This is a genomic window from Pseudomonas sp. B14(2017) (genome assembly GCF_002113255.1).
In the GTDB taxonomy this organism is placed as follows: Bacteria; Pseudomonadota; Gammaproteobacteria; order Pseudomonadales; family Pseudomonadaceae; genus Aquipseudomonas; species Aquipseudomonas putida_Z.
The window spans coordinates 75,556-89,978 of record NZ_NEJY01000007.1 but is presented as its reverse complement, the minus strand read 5'-3'; the positions used below and the strand labels follow the sequence as shown (position 1 = coordinate 89,978).

Here is a 14,423-nt window from a genome sequence, read left to right as displayed (position 1 = left end):
GATGCGCAACTACCCCGCGCTCTTTCGGAGGCAGGGTGTGCAACTACGTGTGAGGGGTTTTGTTACAGCGGATTAGCAGCAAGCCACTCTTGGACGTTGAAGCTCGGGCAAGCCTTGCCATCGTCAAGTTCGTTGTGACCGACTACACGAGCCTCAGGGTAAGTACGTTCGAGGTCGCGCAGCTGTTCGCGCAGAGTTGCGAACTGTGCATCCGTGAAGTTGTTCTGAGGTTCCATGGCATCATCGACACCACCGACCATGCAGATGCCGACCGAAGTCGAGTTGTGGCCTTTGACATGCGCACCGATCACGCCGATGTCTCGACCATGTTCTACGGTGCCGTCTCGGCGAATGATGAGGTGATAACCAACATCAAGGAAACCGCGCTGGCGATGCCACATGCGGATCTCTCGCAGCCCAATGTCCATACCGGGCTTAGTTGCAGCGCAATGCACCACGATTAGATCGGTGCGCACTCGCGGCTTGAACTGTACACGAGCCATTATTGCCCTCCTTTGCTGATGAGGATTCCATCAGGAACCTCCTTACGCGCCTCCTTGAGCCATTCTTTCGGGATCAACTTGTCAGCGAACTTAATGCCGTGCTTGTCGCAATACTCTGCGTACGAAGTCGGCGACCCTTTGTAGAGCTTCGAGCGACTCGAAGAGAAGACCATGCGGATGTCGAGGTCCGGGTACTGCTCACGAATCAGCAAGTGTTTCTTGCGGTCGTCAGCGTCCCACAGCCCTTTCGTCTCCACTATGATTCCATTCGACAGTACGAAGTCCGGGGTGTACTTGGCGTTCCTTGCGGGCACCAGATACACCAGATGGAACCGTTCGTAGTCGTAAGGAACCCCCAGCCCATCCAAGAGCTGAGAGTTCTTCTCTTCCAGTCCGGAGCGATATGCCCCCGCTCGGGCGTTCCGTGCCCCAGCGTAGCGAGCCATCAGAAGTCCCCGGCGTCGTCTTGATCGAACGGAACCTCATCGGACTCATCGCCACCTACGGAGCCTTCCGAGCGAGCCGGAGCGTCCTCGGCCACGAAGCCATCTTCCTCGACTTCATCGCCCCAATCTTCCTCACCACCGCCGAACTCAACGAGTTTCAGCAGCATCACAGCGTCGATCTGGAGCTTCACGGAGGCACCGGTAGTCGGGGTCCAGCCGTAGTCCAGCAGGGTCAGCTTGACCTTCACCTCGGAGCCACCGGAGATGTTCGGGACCTCGGCCAGAGCCTTGCCGCGAGAGTCGGAGACTTTCAGCGGCTTCATGACAGTCTTGCCGGTCTTGCGGTCCTCGAAGCGATCGTACGAGGACATGCGGAAGGTCACTGTGCCATCGTCGTTCTCAACGAACGGCAGGTCGCCTTCGTACGGCAGCAGGGGCTTCTTGCCGCGCTGGACCTGAGGAGGGTTCTTCTTGTGCTCGGCCAGTCGGCGGGCATAGGACTCCTCGTGCCACTTGACGATCTTGTCGATGAGGGGTTGAGCCTCATCGGTCGGGATGGTCAGAGCCAGCTTGTACTTGCCACGCTCGGTAGCGAAGTGATCACGACCGAAGTCGGGTTTCGAGATGTAGGCGTACGGCTCCACAGTGCCGCGAGGGGTGATGACTTGTGGACGTTTAACGAAGTTGCTCATTGGTATAGACCTCCTTGTCTATGGGTTTCAGTTGAACTTGAGTCGAGCGACCTGAGTCGCCAGATACTCGCGGTTGATCTCGATAGCCATAAGCTCGCTCGCATTCCTGCGGAACAGCTTGAAGGCCCCGTAGACCACCGACTTGAAGTGCTCCCGTAGGAACGCTTTGTGGAACCGCCACACCTCGTGCTTGAAGTGCGCGAAGTTGCGGTCAGGATCCTTCTCAGCGATCTCCAGCAGCGAAGCCTCAACGATGTCCTTCTGCCGTGAGGTCATCACGTAGTTGAACAAGGCACCGGCGAGGCCCGAGCTTTTGGTGACCGCGAAGTTCTGGAGATGCAGATAGCCGTCAGGCTTGGAGCGGTAGCCGCCCTGTGCGTAGTTCATGGGGTCACCTGCGGACGCACACGTAGGACCGTGCCGTATTCAGCCTCGGCCTTAGCATGGGCATCGCCGAGATCCAAGGCCCACACAGGGACCTCCTCAACCAAGCCGAGGTGAATCACCGTGACCTTGAACAGTCGCTTCTCAGTGGCTTCGGGCATGGCTGGCCTCCTTGCGTTGCTTCGCTTGGACGACCATGCGGCCACCGAAGAACTCGACCTTCTGAGAGTCGTACAGGCCCTCGTCACCCTCTTGCCCTGGCTTAACCAGTTCGAGGGCTGCGGCTGCACACTGACGCCAGATGGCCTTAAAGGCATTGCCTTGGGCGTAGTTCATCTTGAGCGCTTCGATGATGTCGTTGCACTCAGCGGTGTACGGCAGGGAGTACTTGTTGGTCGGCTTCTCGATGCGGACCGTGTAGTAGTCCACGGAGCCACCGGTAAGCTCTCGGGCAGGTGTCGCCTTCGGAGCTTCGAGGACCTTGCAGCGGCACGGGATGTCGTTGCAGATCTTGCAGCACTCGTAATCAATCATTGATCACCTCCTTGAATCGTTGCCAGATGAGAGCCAGTCGTGGGAAGCGTCCGGTGTACGGATGCAGTCGCAGTCGGCCCAGCTTCATGGCCTGCTCGCAGCGGCCTTTGGTCACGAGGTAGAGGTGCTCGTGGTCCTCGTCATGAGCCACGGTGTTGAACGGTTGGGTCTTCACCAAGCGGATCTCGCGATCAACTCGGACGGTGAAGCGCAGCGCTGGAACTCCACGGTTGTGGTGCAGGTAAACAGCAGGCACGGTTGGCCCTCCTTGGCAGGTGGATGTTGTGGTACTACGGGTGAGGATTTTTACGGACGACAGAAACGACAAAGCCGCCCGAAGGCGGCCATGTGAGGTCAGGTAGGGATCAGCAGATCACGATGCTTTAGCGCTGCGCTCCAGAGACTCAAGGAACCGCTGGTGGCGGTGCCGGCTGAACTCCTCGACGTACTCCCACACGAGGTGACCGTACGGGTAGCGGTGGACGTAGTGGCGGTGTGCCGGATGGTCCTCGTTCAAGAAAATCTCCAGCGCCTCACGGAACCACTTGCGAGTCTCAGGGGACGGGCTGTAGACGGTTCCGGCGTGCTTGCAGATCTCCTCAATCGCCTTCCAGCGCTTAACGTCATCGTCCAGCCCGAGCACGCACTTGAGGAGCGTCCACACGATGATGAAGGGAGATGCGATGATGACGAGCGGCAGGGTGATAAGGCGATTCATGATGCTTGATCCTACAGGTACAGGGTGAGCTTAGTGTATCAGGGTGATGATCGCGGCGACAACGAGGACCACCAGAGACACCCCGGCGAGCGCCTGTGATACTCGGTGAATCCCGGTCTTGAACCAGAAGCGCTTACGGTAGGCCCACTCGCGGCTCGTGGTGCTCCAGTAGGACATATTGTCGTCGTACCGGGTCAGGGCGCAGTAGGCCCATATGCAGAGCCACACGAGGGTCAGGAAGACCGCTGCGGTGATCTGTGCGTCATGTGGACCCGGAGGCCCGGAGGCCACCGAGTGAGTCGCGTTGCTGGCGTTCATGGCACCAATGAGTGCAGCCGTGGTTGCGATGTGAACAGCAGTCATAACCATAGGGTGTCTCCAGATCAGGACAGTATGATAACAACGATGAGGACGATGAGTAGAGTTTCCATCACTCTTTCACCATCGGATCGCTGATACCACGGAACCGGGAGAAGCTCGGGTGACGCAATGAGCCGTCCTCGAAGCGCTCCATGAAGACCACCTCAGCGCTCCAGCCCTTGAACGGGTTGCAGTCGTTGGCGTACTTCGGGCAGATCCGGTTGGCGTAGCCTTCGGCGTTCTGGTAGAGGAACCCGCCGTCACCGAGGAACTTAGCCTTAGCGGCCATGTAGACGGCATTGGTGAACTCGGCCTTCTGGTCCTCAGTGAGTCCACAGGCGTTCACCACGAACCCATCTTCCAAGGTCACCTCGAAGCCGATCACCTTGCCTTCGTTGGCGAGGCCCTCGGTGCCCCACACGAGGCCGCTCACGGTCCCGTCGATGGTGTCATCTGGCTTCATCTTCCATTGGCCGACCTTCTTGCCTCGGCGCCAAGTGGCGTTCGGATCCTTGACGACCAAGCCTTCCTTGCCTTCCTCGCGGCGCTTCTGGAACAGGCCCTCAAGCTCCTCGTACGAGAAGACATCGAGCGACTCCATGACCACCCACTTGATCTGCGGAACGTGCTTCTTGAGTAGGGCAACCATCAGTTCGGTGTGGTACTTCATGATCCCGTGAGTGACTTCGAGGTCCTCACCGGAGCGGATCTTGTCGAGAGGAGCCACGCCGAAGACATGCACTTCGATGTCGTCGAGTTCGAGCAGGCGCTCACCCTTCTTCGGGTCGGCCTTGATGCGCTGGAGGTAACCGGCAGTCACTTCGGCGGGTTGACCGGGCATCACAATCTCGCCCTGGAGCATGAAGCCCTGCGGGTAGATCATCTGGTCATCGTGCAGCAGCTGGGCGAACAGGGTATCGGCGCAGCGGGTGTATGCGGCTTGCAGGCCCGGCAGGTGCTTACCGGCACGGCTCAGGAAGTCCACATGGATCTCGGGGCTGTTATCGACCGCAAGGTTCAGCTGTACGCCGTCCTCTTTGGTGTCTGCGATGACCCATCCGGTAGTCGCGAAGACTTTGCGAACAGCGTTCTCGGAGAAGTCCACTGGACCTGCTGGCTTGGTGTTCAGAATCACAGGCTTGACTGCCATTACTTAGCTTCCTTTATGAATTCGATGGTCTGGATTGCGATGTCATAGGAGATCGTCGGGATGTCCTTTAGGGCCGTGCTGGCGAGTGCCGGACAGCCGAGGTATTCAACGAGTAACTTGAGGTCCTCGTAGTGCAGCCTTTGGTCGAAGTCGATGCGGTCGATGACGAGCGCCAATGAGTGCAGCGAGGCACGCACGGTCCACTGTCTGCGCATCTGGCAGAACTCAGCCCAATACGAGATCGCAAAGGGCCGAGTGCCGACTATTGGTGCAGGGATTTCGGGTTCACGCTTCCAACTCAGGAAGCCCATTCGTGGCGCTCCTCTCGAGTGGTCTTGTTGCGCTTGCCCTTACGCTGGCGGAACGCTTCGAGATCCTCGGGGGAACGGTTGCGAGTGGACTTGTTGAGACGTTGAACGGGTTGGCCTTGCATCGTGGGATACCTCATTTGCAGTTGATGGATTTCGTAACTACAAGTGAGGTTTTTTGTGGTGGCCTCAGGCGAACGCGAAGTCCGACTCAAGGATCTGGCGGATGTCGAGAGTTCCCATCTCAGGGATCGGCGGGAGTTCCTGCGATTCGTCCAGCTGCTCAATGAACTGGTCGGCGAAGTCTTGAAGTACGTTGTTGTTCTCGTACGTCTCGACCATCGTTTCTCTGACTGCCCGGAACATGAACCCTGCGTGAGCCGGGATGGTGCCGAAAGAGTCATGAATCAATGCGAAGAACTTCACCCCGTAAACATCGTGGGAATGAACGACAGTCTTTCTCAGGTGACTTCCGTCCATCGAGTGAACGAAGTTAGGGCTGATACTCGACTCCATCTTGCGCCCGTCGATGTCGCTGGAGTCCTTGACGATCACGGTAGCCTGAATGCGCTGCTGCCCGTGGAACATGAGGTCTACCCGTCTCTTCACAGGGACGAAGTATTCCTGCCACACCGGGAAGCCGTCTGGTGTCGTCCAGTGGACGGCCATACGAGGCTTGAGGATGTCGCCGGTCTTCTTGTCCTTCACCTCAGCGGCGAGGAGCTTCGCAGCAGCCTTGAGCCAGCCCATTGCGCTTACAGAGGCCCGGACGACCGAACCCATGGAAGCGTAAATGTGCCCCGCCAGATACCGGGCGAACAGCTGAGGATCGACCTCGAACATGCTGCCCTTGCCTGCCTCGATTGAGGGACGCACGGTGTCCTTGAGGATCTGGTCGCCGAAGCCGTAGACCTCGGAGCCATACGGCAGGGTCATCACGCAGCGCTTCGTTACCTTCCGATCAACCTTAAAAGCGAGCCAACCTTCTGCCAGATCTCGGGTTCCGAGCTTGAGCACGTCCCGAATCTCACCGGTCTTTTTATCAACTTCGGTATCTCGGGTTGTGTCCGTACCATCCGCCCGGTCGGCGAGAAGCCGCTTAACGACTGCTTCGGCCACCAATCGGTAAATGTCCTGTACTTCGGCGGAAGGCACGAGGTTAACGGCGCGGCCCCCACGTTCATCTCGAAGCATTGCCGAGAAATGCTGAATGCCAGAACAGCTACCGTCGAACGCAATCGGAAGGGCGGAAACCCATTGCTCACCATGTTCAACCACTCCAGCCCACTCAAAGCAGAAGGCAAGGAAGCAGAACGGTGAATCCATCTGCTGCCATCTTGTGTCCTGTAGCGGGTCATTGGCGACCGAGAGGATGAGTTCTTCATTGTCCATCACCCATTGTTTGCGTTGATCGAAAGGAACCTTGTCATGTCCTGCGGTGTTCGCCCCGTGGACCATGAGCCACTCGATGCCTTCGGCCCCGATAGGTGCGCCCTCGGATGCCATGAGCAAGCCTTTCGTGAGGTCGGTGCCCTGCGGGTTGAACGAAGGGACCGGGTAGACCCGACCGCGCCAATCCATCGTGTACGGGAACCAGATGGCAGCGTACCCGGCGAACTTGTTGGCTTGGTTGAGCGTGAACGTCAGGCTGTTGCGCTTGGCCTTCCACGAGCGGACCCGGCGATGGTAGTCCTTGAGAACGCGCTTGTTGGCCTTGAGGCCCTCTTCGTCGTCACCCTCGTACTTCGCTGGCGACTCTTCCTTGGCCTTGCCAGGAAACCCGTCGAGGTCTACGTGCTGCCAATCGAACAGCGCATTAGCGACTTCGAGTGTCTTCGGGTTGATCCGCCATGCAGTCTCTTGGGCGATGTTGAGCGCCTTGTAGACCTCGGGCATATGGACATCCCGGTAACGCTCCAGGGCTTTGCGATTGCGTACCTTGATCAACGTCTGAGGACGACGACCACGAGCCCAGTACCCACCACCACGAACGCCCGTCCAGCGCTTCGGCGGGACGACACACGGTTGATACAGCGGGTGAGCCTCAGCGAGCGAGAAGTTCCGGTCATTGATCATCGCGGCGAACTGGTCATGAACGACAATGATTTGCTTATCGTCCTTCTTGTTCCCAGCGCCTACCCGCTCGATCACGATGAGTTGCGCAGCGGCTGCGTAGTGCAGCAGTTGGAAACCGACCTGAAACCGCATGTCGTTCTCGAAGTTCTTCTCGTCGCGCTCCCACTGTGCCCAGTGCGAAGACAACTCGCCCTGTTCGAGCATGGAAGCCTCGACAGCCTGCATGTATTGCATCTTGTAGGTGTGTCCGTGGCGCTTCGCCAAGTTCGGCTCAATGAACCGTTTGAACTTCTTGGCCTCTTCGTCGCGGATCCGACCGTAGCGCATCTCCTCCTCGACAGACTTCCCGATCCGGATGGCGACCATCTGAATCGTGAGTTCCTCGGGCTTGATCGCCGCGAGCAGCGAGATGAGCCGTTTGAGCAGGATCGTCGCGGCCATCTCAGGCGGCAACTTGCGGAAGATGTCGATTGCCACGTTCTTTCGGCGAACCTTCTCTTGCGCCTTGAGCCAGTCCACATGAGCCTGAGCGATCTGCGGGATGAGCGCAGCGACCACGTTACGGACACCGAGGGTATCGGCGTACTCTCCGTTCTTCGCGGCCTCTTCCAATGACTCCCGGTAGCGTTCCTCCCCGAGTACATACGCCTCGTGTTCAAGCCGCAATTGTTCAGCGGCCATTGTTTCACCGAATAACCGCGAGAGCAGTGTGAATGCCTCGGGCGACTCTTTTACGTCATCGAAATTGTGTCTTTCGGGTACGACTTGCATTCGGCGTTGATTCCCTATTTCTGTTCTATTCTCTTTTGGTCTTTAAGTACTACCTGTTAGATCTATGTAGTTATTATTAGAGTTATTAAGATTATTATTATTATAAGAATCTATTGAAGAACTATAAGAATCTTAAAGATCCCTCCGACTCACTTCGTCACTACGTGTGAGGACTTTTGAGAATCGAGCACTTTCGGCAGGCAGCAGCGAGCCGCTCGACAGAGTTGTCAGGCGGTCACTACGTGTGAGGGTTTCTGGTGCGGGAGGGTGTTACTCGGCCACTTCGATGCGACCGTTGATGTCTTCGAGCTTGTACAGGTACTGCTTGAATTCGCCTGCGGCACTGCCCTGACGGATCACGAAGAACTGCTCGTACCACGTCACGTACAACTCAGGCGCGGTGCCTCCAGTCCACGCAGGGACCGAGAAGAACATCGGTTTGACCTCGAATGTCCCGTCCTGCTGAGGGATCCGGGCGTAGAACTTGATGCTTTTGATCTGGTGTTGGGTCGGCAAGGTGGCTCCTTTGGTTTGCGCGATAAGGGATCTCGGTCTATCCTATCGTTTGGCCGCGAGGCCGTGTGATGATTAACCGAAAACTTTAGGTACAAGATGATTCGAGACGAACAGAACCACTCCTACGCCGACCTCGGGAGCCTTGCGGCCTTCACGGTTGAGCGAGGCCAGCCGCACCCACCGCTCGGCCCTAAGGGTCTGGAAGCGATGGCAGCGGTCAAGGCTGAGATGGCTCGTCAGGACGAAGAACTGGGCCTATTTGATCTCGGACCAGAAGACTAAGAGGTTCCGTGCGCCTTCCGTCACCGGGAGGCCCATGTGCAGCGTTCGCGACCCTTGAAACAGCATCCCGTGGCCGACTGGCAGCTGCGGGACCTCGAAGGGTTCGCCTAAGCCTTGGGGCTTGACCAGTGTCCCGCCGCCCTTGTGGAAGTCACTCAAGGCCACCACCAGCGTAATGTCCGAGTCCCGGTCGTGGTGCCAGTGGCCTTTCGCTGTGTTGTCCGGGCGATACTGAGCGAACTGAATGCTCGACATCCGCTCTTGTTCAAGCTGGTAGAGAACTTGAGTGAGGGGATTAACCGCCTTGTTGAACAGGCCGTGAAGGCAGCTATGCAGGCTTGGGCAGTTGTCGGCAAGGGTGATCTCGGGAATCTGCACCTCGGCCTCTTCGTCCTCATTGACCGCGAAGCTCATCGCCGCGATCTCTGTCAGCAGGTCGTCGCAGTACTTCGGATGCAGGAACGGGATCGAGTAGACGCCTGAGGTAAACGGGACGCCACCGCGAGTCGGGCCGTATTCCTTGATGGCACTGAGGGCATCACACCACTCCTTACGCACCGGGCGGAAGTCGGTATGGTTGAGGCCGTTGCGTTCCTGCGCGAGATCGCCGAGGACCTTGTAGGTGTCCAGGTGAGGCAAGAGGTCCGGGTGATACTTATCAAGAGCGGGAATCGCTACGGCTGCTCTCGTTAGAACGTGCATTGGTGCTCCTTTCTGTTTCCATTGCTATTGCTCGGTGCCCTCCTCGTGCGCCTGAGGGCTAACCGCGTTGTACATGCGTTGCAGCTGCTCAAGTTCGCCCTCGCGAATCTCAAGCTCCCGGCGCAGCCGCTCAATCTCGCCTTGTACGAAAGTCGTATTACTGCGGATCTCGGCGAGTGTCGAAGCGATCACACTTCCGCCGCTATTGGCATTTAGTATGACGTCCGAGCGGCTGGCGCTTGGCTTCCTAACGAATTTCCTGCCTCGCACCCCAGTAGTCAGCCTGTGTTTACTGCGGAAGTTCTCGACGTGCTTCGGTTCGAGTCCGAGGTCTATGAGGCCCTGTCGAGGCCACCCGGCGAACCACAAGCGAACAGCGAGCTTCGAGCGGTCTGAGGTCTTCTCGCCCCACGGCTGGCCGTTGGTGTCCCGGTAGATCGCTCGGTACTCCTCAGCGAACGGGACATCCGGATCAATCGGGATCTGCTCTTGAATCTCTATGAGTTCTTCGAGGGTCCCGGCGAACGGGTAAGGGAATGCTGGCACGATAACTCTCCTTGAGTTCTTCGATGTGTGTATGTGAGTGGGTCGCCTCCTGATGGCGCTGAGACATCATCAGACCGTTAAGCCTAAGTCAGTCCCAGCTTGATACTATACGTCAATACGATGATTGTGTGCTTGTGATGCTTAGTTCGTGAAGACGTAGGTAGTACCACCGTACTCTACGAACACATAGTGACCGTTCAGTTCCTGATCCCGTGCATACCCTGCGAAATCGAAGTAACCACGCAGATGCTGAGGGATCTCGCGAAGTTCGCCGGACTCTTCGAGTTGCTCCGTGAAGTACGCCTCAGCGTTCTCACAGTCGCCCAGGTGGCAATCCTCGAAGTTCTCTTCGCTGGCGTTGTTCTCGCCGATCCACTCGACATAGGCCAGCCATGCGTCACCGTGCTCCTCGACCAACCGGACGTGTTCCAAGAGCTTCTCAAGGTTCGGGTACTCGCCGAACTGGTTCAGGCCCTCACCGTCGTAGTCGTGTGCTGCCCACTCCTCGGAGCTTGGCACCGTACCGCGACCGAGGCACTGCCCGCAGTCGTCCAGCTTGAAGCCACCTTCGGTGATCGCCCCGGAACCTTCGCAGCAAGGGCACTCAACGAAGACGTTAGGGAACTTGGAGGTCACGAGGACCTGTCTTGCGATGTCCGCTTGAAGCTCCTCAGCGTCATCGTAGGCGGTCAGGTCGAACCACTCACCGTGATGACGACCGTTGTTGTAGGAGGCGAGGCAGGCAGCATACATTTTCATGATTTGTCGTTTCCGTTTCTATTGGCTTTGGCGTTGTGTTACTATCAGAGTGGGAAAGTGTACCCAGCGGAGCCTACGGACATTTAGCTGTAGGCTCGACTTGGCGCACTCTTTAGGAGGCTGGCATCTCAAACTTTCGAGGGCGGCGCGGTGCAAGCTCCCATCTTCTTACAGCGATCCGGGCAAGCTCGATGTCGTTCATGTCGTGCCAGATCGGAGAGGTTGAGTCGATGGCGAACCATCCGGTGTTGCCCATGGCTGGCAGGTAGCGCTTGATGCGTTCCCCTGCGTTGAGTCTTCTCGCCACCTCACAGGCTTCGCTGTAGGCCAAACCGTGTTCTTCCTGAGGTGCGTACTGTTGCTGAGCTTTGTTTATTGTGAAGCACATTGTGTTATTCCCGTTTCAGTTGTCGTTGATGTTTAGCGTTGTTGCCCTGGAGGTGAATCAGTAGCCCAGCCAGCCGAGCACTTCGTCACTCGTGTAGACCTCTTTGTCGCCTACGTCCGCATAGAACTCAGTCAGATCGGCGCTGTGTCTTCTCAACTCGCGCAGTGCTTCGCGCTTTGTGACCTCTTCCGGCCAGCTTTCTGAGTACGTCATGCTGCGTCCTCAAGCTGGCACATAGTGCAGATCTGGATGAGTTCCTTGATGTAGGTCAGCGAGCCACGGAAGATCATTCCTGTCGCCTCCTCGACCATCCAGAAGTCGCCCTGCCAGTCGTTCCAGTGCCCTACAGCGAACGCACAGCCCTTGTGCTCTACGTGTACCCGCTGTGCTGCCCAGTAGCTCGACTGCTTAGCGTTGACCGCTGGTGCCGCTGGATCCTTGCCTTGTGCCGCCAGTCTTCTCAGGTCAGCCGCTTTGAGTTCTTTCAGTTTCAGTTTCATGCTGCGTACACCTCTTCGTTATCACCCAAGTAAAGATCCACACACCCGAAGGTCTTAGCGGCTGCGCTGAGCCGGTCGCCCAGTTCGCCTAAGCCTCGATCCCAGTAGCCAACTCCGTGACCATTGCGTGTCAGCCAGAAGTCATGCCCTGCGCATTCCCATGCGTCCTCATTCGGGCACTGTCTTCTCTGTGCGTACTCCTCAAGATCCTCAGCGGCGTACGCCATGAAGCTCTCAATGTCTGCGCAGGCTTTGTCGGCCTCACCGTCTGCCCATTCGTAGTCGTCCAGGCTCACATGCTCACCGTTCTCGGGATGCGTGTCGGAGGATGACCACAGGGCCGCTTCAAGGTATCCGGCAGTGAATCTTCTCGCCTTCTCCGTGGTGATGCTTAGCGTTGTCATTTACGTGTTGCTCCGTTTCCGTTGAACTCATTGGGCTGCGCTCTCAGTCCCTACCCATGACCTCTGTTCAGGCCCAAGAGCGCAGCACCTAATGCTTCATCTTTACGTTGCATTGTGTTGCTAATCCGAATTGTTAAAGAGCGGCGAAGCTATTCGCTTCTGTCTGTAGCGTGAGTGTTTCTGTGTTTCTTGGCGCTCATCATACCGATTTGCTGTAGTGTGTCAAGCGTTCATCCTACGGTGATACTTTCTGATTCGCTGCGGCCCCGCCTGACGGTCTTATGGGCTGCTCTGTCGGCTTCGCAGTATGTCAGCGCTGTAGTGGTCCGAAGACCCAGCGCCAAGGCCCTGTGAGGCTCTAAGCGATGTTGCTTGTAGGATGATGCTTATCACGGCATCGGTATTGATTGTTAAAGAGCGTTGAATCTGGTGTTGCTCAGTGGCTCAGTGCCGCTGTGTGGTTGCCATGATATAGAATTCTCATCCTACGTCAATAGTATGATCGAAGATATTTTCCTTTCGTCATCCTTTGATCGGACCTAATGAGCCTGTAAGCCTTACTGGCCGTGGTCTGTAGGCGTCTGAGAGCGCACCTAATGAGGTGTGAGAGGTCCTAATGATGTCCTGATGTCATCCCGTGGTCATCCTATGGTCGTGCGCCTGTAGAGGCGTAGGGACGGTCTGATGAGTCCTGAGGAGGCTTAGAGGGTCATACAGATAGGGACACGAGGACACACGAAGATCAATAGGCCAACTCAATGACCAATTACCACTCGATAGGTCATCCCTATGATCCCAGGCGTCACACTGAGAGTTCCCCAAGGTCTACCCAGTGTTAGAACTGTTAGAACCCCAGTGTTTCCGGGGCCTGTAGGCTACCTGATGAGTCCTGAGGAGGGCCGAGGGAGGCCATAAGGACCCCACCGTGTGCGCACGATAAGGACCCCATGCGGGGGTGTGTGCGTATGCGTGTGTATGAGGTGACCTCTCAGATTTTTCTCTCAGATTCTTAAAGGCTCCTATGGCCTCCGGAAGCCTCGTAGCGACGACCTACGGCTTCACCAAGGCGAGACTACCTAAGGTGACCTATCGCTTCTGAGGAGGGCTGAGAGTGGCGCACAGCTGGCCTAAGTGGTGGAGTGCCAACGAACCACTTAGGCGTGCGTCGAGAGGTGTTAGAAGGATGTTAGAATCATGTCACAATTACCTTGCACCATCATCCTATGACCCTATATAATAAGGCCCTGCGCTGATACTGGAGAGTACAAGGTGATCTCTCCACTAACTGTATTGGAAAAGCTCAAGGGCGCCCGCCTGCCTTCGTTGACTTGGCCGGACGCTTGTGGCCTGTACCTGGAAAATAAGTGAGAATGCCGACAGCCGCATTCGGCAAACCGAACTTATCATATCCAAGAAACGTCATCAGCTTAAGGCCCAGATCGCAAATGAAACGAACCGCGTTCTTCATCTCCGACGGCACCGGCATCACTGCCGAAACCCTGGGCCAGAGTCTGCTCGCTCAATTCGAGAGCATTCCGTTCAATAAATTCACCCGTCCCTACATCGATTCGCCGGAAAAGGCGCGGACCATGGTCCAGCAGATCAACGCCGCGGCCGAGCGCGATGGTGTACGCCCGATCATCTTCGACACCATCGTCAATCAGGACATCCGTGAGATCCTGGCTACCTCGAATGGCTTCATGATCGACATCTTTTCTTCGTTTTTGTCCCCGCTTGAACAAGAATTGACTGCCCATTCGTCGTATTCCGTCGGCAAGTCGCACTCGATCGGCGGCAATTCCAACTACATGGAACGCATCGAGGCGGTGAATTTCGCCCTGGACAACGACGATGGCGCGCGCACCCACTACTACGACAAGGCCGACCTGATCCTGGTAGGCGTATCGCGCTGCGGCAAGACCCCCACCTGCCTGTACATGGCCATGCAGTTCGGCATCCGCGCCGCCAACTACCCGCTGACCGAGGACGACATGGAGCGCCTGCAGCTGCCGCCGGTGCTGAAAAAGCACCACAACAAGCTGTTCGGCCTGACCATCGACCCCGACCGCCTCACCGCCATCCGCCACGAGCGCAAGCCCAACAGCCGCTATTCCAGCTTTGCCCAGTGCGAGTTCGAAGTGCGCGAGGTGGAAAACCTGTTCCGCCGGGAAAACATTCCCAACATCAATTCCACGCATTTTTCGGTGGAGGAGATTTCGGCGAAGATTCTGGTGGAAAAAGGGGTGGAGCGCAGGTTCAAGTAAGCCTGTACCGGCCTCTTCGCGGGCACGCCCGCTCCCACAGGGACCTCACTACACTCAAGTCTTGTGATATCCCTGTGGGAGCGGGTTCACCCGCGAAAGGGCCAGCACAGGAATAAAAAA

General features: G+C 57.1%; 21 protein-coding genes. 1 reads left to right on the top strand and 20 read right to left on the bottom strand.

Going from position 1 to position 14,423, the window contains the following annotated elements; translation table 11 throughout:
- Positions 1-62: 62 nt before the first annotated feature.
- From CAG34_RS08885 to CAG34_RS08800, 20 genes are all read right to left on the bottom strand, one after another.
- On the bottom strand, positions 63-503 hold the full coding sequence (locus CAG34_RS08885; RefSeq protein ID WP_085589327.1) for an N-acetylmuramoyl-L-alanine amidase: 441 nt from the start codon (positions 501-503) through the stop codon (positions 63-65).
- Positions 503-949 carry an endonuclease I gene (locus CAG34_RS08880; RefSeq protein WP_085589325.1) on the bottom strand — a complete coding sequence of 149 codons (447 nt, stop codon included), beginning with the start codon at positions 947-949 and terminating at the stop codon, positions 503-505. The genes CAG34_RS08885 and CAG34_RS08880 overlap by 1 nt, the downstream gene beginning before the upstream one ends.
- Positions 949-1,641 carry a DUF2815 family protein gene (locus tag CAG34_RS08875; RefSeq protein WP_085589323.1) on the bottom strand — a complete coding sequence of 231 codons (693 nt, stop codon included), beginning with the start codon at positions 1,639-1,641 and terminating at the stop codon, positions 949-951. Before CAG34_RS08875 ends, CAG34_RS08880 begins: the two co-directional genes overlap by 1 nt.
- A gap of 27 nt (positions 1,642-1,668) precedes the next feature.
- On the bottom strand, positions 1,669-2,028 hold the full coding sequence (locus CAG34_RS08870; RefSeq protein WP_085589321.1) for a hypothetical protein: 360 nt from the start codon (positions 2,026-2,028) through the stop codon (positions 1,669-1,671).
- Positions 2,025-2,186, bottom strand: coding sequence for a host cell RNA polymerase inhibitor (locus CAG34_RS27810; protein WP_143516435.1), 162 nt, complete (start codon positions 2,184-2,186; stop codon positions 2,025-2,027). The genes CAG34_RS08870 and CAG34_RS27810 overlap by 4 nt, the downstream gene beginning before the upstream one ends.
- Positions 2,170-2,559, bottom strand: a complete 390-nt coding sequence (locus CAG34_RS08865) for a hypothetical protein (RefSeq protein ID WP_218191901.1) — start codon at positions 2,557-2,559, stop codon at positions 2,170-2,172. Before CAG34_RS08865 ends, CAG34_RS27810 begins: the two co-directional genes overlap by 17 nt.
- Positions 2,552-2,815, bottom strand: a complete 264-nt coding sequence (locus CAG34_RS08860) for a hypothetical protein (protein ID WP_085589319.1) — start codon at positions 2,813-2,815, stop codon at positions 2,552-2,554. The genes CAG34_RS08865 and CAG34_RS08860 overlap by 8 nt, the downstream gene beginning before the upstream one ends.
- A 117-nt stretch (positions 2,816-2,932) precedes the next feature.
- Positions 2,933-3,277 (bottom strand): hypothetical protein, encoded by a 345-nt coding sequence (locus CAG34_RS08855; RefSeq protein ID WP_085589317.1) that lies wholly within the window; start codon positions 3,275-3,277, stop codon positions 2,933-2,935.
- A gap of 30 nt (positions 3,278-3,307) precedes the next feature.
- Positions 3,308-3,646, bottom strand: coding sequence for a hypothetical protein (locus tag CAG34_RS08850; protein WP_085589315.1), 339 nt, complete (start codon positions 3,644-3,646; stop codon positions 3,308-3,310).
- 61 nt (positions 3,647-3,707) lie between these two features.
- Positions 3,708-4,787 (bottom strand): hypothetical protein, encoded by a 1,080-nt coding sequence (locus CAG34_RS08845; protein ID WP_085589313.1) that lies wholly within the window; start codon positions 4,785-4,787, stop codon positions 3,708-3,710.
- A complete protein-coding gene (locus CAG34_RS08840; protein WP_085589311.1) occupies positions 4,787-5,098 on the bottom strand; it encodes a hypothetical protein in 312 nt (103 codons plus the stop codon). The genes CAG34_RS08845 and CAG34_RS08840 overlap by 1 nt, the downstream gene beginning before the upstream one ends.
- 186 nt (positions 5,099-5,284) lie before the next feature.
- Positions 5,285-7,942, bottom strand: a complete 2,658-nt coding sequence (locus CAG34_RS08835) for a DNA-directed RNA polymerase (RefSeq protein ID WP_085589309.1) — start codon at positions 7,940-7,942, stop codon at positions 5,285-5,287.
- A gap of 270 nt (positions 7,943-8,212) precedes the next feature.
- On the bottom strand, positions 8,213-8,458 hold the full coding sequence (locus CAG34_RS08830; protein WP_085589307.1) for a hypothetical protein: 246 nt from the start codon (positions 8,456-8,458) through the stop codon (positions 8,213-8,215).
- Positions 8,459-8,713: 255 nt separating this feature from the next.
- Positions 8,714-9,442, bottom strand: a complete 729-nt coding sequence (locus CAG34_RS08825) for a hypothetical protein (RefSeq protein ID WP_085589305.1) — start codon at positions 9,440-9,442, stop codon at positions 8,714-8,716.
- 24 nt (positions 9,443-9,466) lie between these two features.
- Complete coding sequence (locus CAG34_RS08820) at positions 9,467-9,988, bottom strand: hypothetical protein (RefSeq protein WP_085589304.1); 522 nt, start codon at positions 9,986-9,988, stop codon at positions 9,467-9,469.
- Positions 9,989-10,129: 141 nt separating this feature from the next.
- Positions 10,130-10,747, bottom strand: coding sequence for an antirestriction protein ArdA (locus CAG34_RS08815; RefSeq protein WP_085589302.1), 618 nt, complete (start codon positions 10,745-10,747; stop codon positions 10,130-10,132).
- Positions 10,748-10,859: 112 nt separating this feature from the next.
- On the bottom strand, positions 10,860-11,078 hold the full coding sequence (locus tag CAG34_RS08810) for a hypothetical protein (RefSeq protein ID WP_143516433.1): 219 nt from the start codon (positions 11,076-11,078) through the stop codon (positions 10,860-10,862).
- Positions 11,079-11,192: 114 nt separating this feature from the next.
- Positions 11,193-11,348: a hypothetical protein gene (locus tag CAG34_RS28965; protein ID WP_178080875.1), complete on the bottom strand. Its 156-nt coding sequence runs from the start codon at positions 11,346-11,348 to the stop codon at positions 11,193-11,195.
- Positions 11,345-11,635, bottom strand: a complete 291-nt coding sequence (locus CAG34_RS08805; RefSeq protein WP_085589298.1) for a hypothetical protein — start codon at positions 11,633-11,635, stop codon at positions 11,345-11,347. The genes CAG34_RS28965 and CAG34_RS08805 overlap by 4 nt, the downstream gene beginning before the upstream one ends.
- Complete coding sequence (locus CAG34_RS08800; RefSeq protein WP_085589296.1) at positions 11,632-12,039, bottom strand: hypothetical protein; 408 nt, start codon at positions 12,037-12,039, stop codon at positions 11,632-11,634. Before CAG34_RS08800 ends, CAG34_RS08805 begins: the two co-directional genes overlap by 4 nt.
- A gap of 1,445 nt (positions 12,040-13,484) precedes the next feature.
- On the opposite strand from CAG34_RS08800, the gene CAG34_RS08795 reads away from it, so the two are divergent.
- The gene (locus tag CAG34_RS08795; protein ID WP_085589294.1) at positions 13,485-14,303 is read left to right on the top strand and encodes a pyruvate, water dikinase regulatory protein; all 819 of its coding nucleotides are present in this window, start codon (positions 13,485-13,487) and stop codon (positions 14,301-14,303) included.
- Positions 14,304-14,423 lie beyond the last annotated feature (120 nt).